Origin of the sequence: Methanocalculus sp., from assembly GCF_029762515.1 — an archaeon.
Classification (GTDB): domain Archaea; phylum Halobacteriota; class Methanomicrobia; order Methanomicrobiales; family Methanocorpusculaceae; genus Methanocalculus.
The window spans coordinates 1-3,049 of record NZ_JARVGN010000291.1 but is presented as its reverse complement, the minus strand read 5'-3'; the positions used below and the strand labels follow the sequence as shown (position 1 = coordinate 3,049).

The following is a 3,049-nucleotide window of genomic DNA, read 5'->3' as shown; positions in this document are numbered from 1 at the left end:
GGATCAGGCAACCGTGCGGGCAGAGTCCGCATCGTATCCCCTCATCCTCTCTCATCCAGATCCGTGCTTCCTTCATCTCTCCCCATTCACCCCGTTTTGATCTCTCTCCACTCTGTGGAACACGGCATTATATGTGATCCATGATGAAATGTTTAAGGTACCATGAAGAAGGTAGTTATCTCGGTCGGCGGGTCGGTTCTTGTACCCACACTTGAGTCGAATAATCTCAGTGCATGGGTAGCAGTGCTCCGGGAGATTCAACAGGACTATTCCGTCTTCTGCGTCTGTGGAGGAGGAGGTGAGGCACGCCGGTATATATCGGTCTGCCGGAGCCTCGGAATTGATGAGGGAACCGCAGACGAACTCGGCATCATGGTGACGCGGATCAATGCGTTCCTTCTGATCTCCGCACTCGGGGATGCCGCCTATCCAACCGTTCCGGCAACCTACCGTGAGGCGAAGCAGGCAGCGCTCCACGGGAGGATCGTCGTCATGGGAGGGGTGACACCCGGCCAGACGACAGATGCGGTCTCAGCCGTCCTTGCAGAGGAGATCGGAGCAGATCTGCTGGTGAATGCAACGGCAGTGGATGCAATCTACTCGGCTGATCCGAGGAAGGACGCCTCTGCCGAGCGGTTCACACAGATCACCCCGACAGATCTGATCAGGATCATCATGAAGGAGCGGATGGGCGCGGGATCGAACATGATCGTCGATCTGGTGGCAGCCAAGATCGTTGAGCGGAGCGGCATCCCCTTCATCGTGATGGATGGGAGAAAACCCGGCGATATCGTAACAGCGCTCAAAGAGGGGACATTCAACGGCACTCTTGTTGCAGAGAAGCCGGATTCCGTTCTCCCCCTCTGAGATGCGGACAAAACGATACCCTTTTTTAGATAGACCCTCAATTTAGTAAGGTCACGGGGTAGTAGGGTAGCCTGGTCCATCCTAGAGCGTTTGGGACGCTTTGACCGCAGTTCGAATCTGCGCTACCCCATTTTGAGATGGACTCAGACACCGCTTTTCTGATCTATTCACGCCTGAATGATCGCTATCCTCATACGGAGACCCATTTTCTTGATTTTGAAGATCCCTTCCAGTGCCTGATCCTGACGATCCTCTCTGCCCAGACGACCGATGCCACCGTGAATCTGGTTGCGCCGTCTCTCTTTGCACGGTTCCCGACACCGGAATCGCTTGCCTCTGCGGATCTCGAGGAGGTTGAGAGAATCATCCACAGAACCGGGTTTTACCATGCAAAGGCCCGGCATATCATCGGTGCTTCAAGGGCACTTGTGGAGCGGTTTTCGGGCAGAGTGCCGGCTACGATGGATGAGCTCCTGACGATTCCCGGTGTCGGGAGAAAGACGGCTAATATTGTCCTCAACCATTCCTTTGGGATCGATGAGGGAGTCGCTGTTGATACGCATGTCCGCCGTCTTGCACAGCGGATCGGTTTCTCAGACTCGGCAAACCCGGATAAAATAGAGCAGGATCTGATTGAGCTCTTTCCCCGTTCCCATTGGGGCGGGATCACGTACCTGCTGATCCGGCATGGGAGGGAGGTCTGCCCTGCCAGAAAGCCGCAGTGTAAAACCTGCGTTCTCCGTGACCTCTGCCGTTTTGCCTCTTTAGAAGAAGAAGGGTGAGACAATTGCAAAGAAGCAGAAGGAGACGAGAGCCGCTGCCGGTATCGTGATGATCCAGGCGATGATAATCTCCCGCACCACTCCCCACCGGACGGCAGCAGACCCCTGTGTGGTGCCGACACCCATGATCGCCCCGCTCATTGCATGGGTTGTCGATACCGGGATGCCGAGCATAGTCATCGCCGAGAGGACAAGACCGCCGGATGTGGATGCCGAGAAGCCCTGGTAGGGAGTGATCCGGGTGATCCTGTTTGCCAGCTTGTCGATGACACGCCAACCCCCAAGCAGCGTGCCAAGCGATATAGCAGCACAGGAGGCAAATATTACCCAGAGCGGCACCTCAAAGACCGTTATCAAGCCTCCGGCAAAGAGTATGGCGGTGATGATACCCATTGCGTTCTGCGCATCATTGCTTCCATGCCCGATGGCGTGGAAGGATGCCGAGACGATCTGGAGTTTCCTGAAGATATAGTTCATACGCTGCGGCGTGCTGGCTCTGCTTAAGTATCGCATGATAAAGGCGGCAAACGCATAGGCGGCGATGAACCCGAGGGTCGGGGAGACGACGATGAATAAGACGATGGCAAGGATACCCTTGATCTCGATGATATCGAGGAACATGGAGATCGGTATGATGATCGCGATGCCGATGATAGCTCCAAGGCCAAAATAGATCGGTTTTTTGTCTCCCGCATAGTACGCAAGTGCCCCAAACAGCAGCGCTCCCGCACCTGCGCCAAAGAGAGCTATCTCGAGCATCAGTATGATCGTATTCCAGTCCGGCCAGATTACCGCAAAGAAGCCTGCCGCCCCGATACCGGCACCCATGATCCCTCCGACAAGAGAATGGCTGCTTGAAACCGGTATGCCAAAATGAGAACAGAAGAAGACCCAGAAGACCGACCCGACAAGGCCGGTGACAAGGACAAAAGGAGTGAGTATTGCGGGATCGACGATCCCTTTTCCTATTGTCTTTGCAATGGCGGTTGAGAAGAGGAACGGGCCGACGAGATTAAAAAAAGCGGCAAGCCCGACTGCCTGGAGCGGGGTGAGCACCTTGGTGGCGATGACGGTGGCGATGGAGTTTGCGGCATCGTTTAAGCCGTTTACAAAGTTAAAGAGGAGGGCAAGTCCGATCCCCGCAATGATAAGAAACTCCATAAAAACTCACGAATGGCGGATTGCTATATCTGCAAGGACATTTGCTGCGTCTTCGCTCTTATCTGTTGCCTCTTCAAGGCTCTCGTAGATCCCTTTGAGCTTGATGATCCTGATTGCATCATTACTTTCGAAGAGATCGGTTATGGCGTGGGCAAGGACATCATCGGCAAGGTTCTCGAGCCTGTTGATCTCGATGCATTTGTTCTCAAGAGTTTCGGGGTTTTTGAGATTCCGAACCT

The 3,049-nt window shown here is 54.4% G+C and carries 3 protein-coding genes, 1 tRNA gene and 1 pseudogene; 3 read left to right on the top strand and 2 right to left on the bottom strand.

The window, feature by feature from the left end:
* Nucleotides 1-162 precede the first annotated feature (162 nt).
* The 3 genes from pyrH to nth all read left to right on the top strand — a co-directional run bounded on the left by pyrH (nt 163) and on the right by nth (nt 1,649).
* Nucleotides 163-867, top strand: a complete 705-nt coding sequence (gene pyrH, locus QCH34_RS09815; RefSeq protein WP_300333484.1) for a UMP kinase — start codon at nt 163-165, stop codon at nt 865-867.
* Between the two features lie 55 nt (nt 868-922).
* Nucleotides 923-997, top strand: a tRNA-Pro gene (locus QCH34_RS09810).
* Nucleotides 998-1,004: 7 nt separating this feature from the next.
* Nucleotides 1,005-1,649, top strand: coding sequence for an endonuclease III (nth, locus tag QCH34_RS09805; RefSeq protein WP_300333482.1), 645 nt, complete (start codon nt 1,005-1,007; stop codon nt 1,647-1,649).
* On the opposite strand, the gene QCH34_RS09800 is transcribed toward nth, so the two are convergent.
* A complete protein-coding gene (locus tag QCH34_RS09800; protein ID WP_300333479.1) occupies nt 1,632-2,810 on the bottom strand; it encodes an inorganic phosphate transporter in 1,179 nt (392 codons plus the stop codon). The genes nth and QCH34_RS09800 overlap by 18 nt on opposite strands.
* 6 nt (nt 2,811-2,816) lie before the next feature.
* Nucleotides 2,817-3,049 (bottom strand): annotated as a pseudogene (locus QCH34_RS09795) (DUF47 domain-containing protein); the annotation flags it as partial.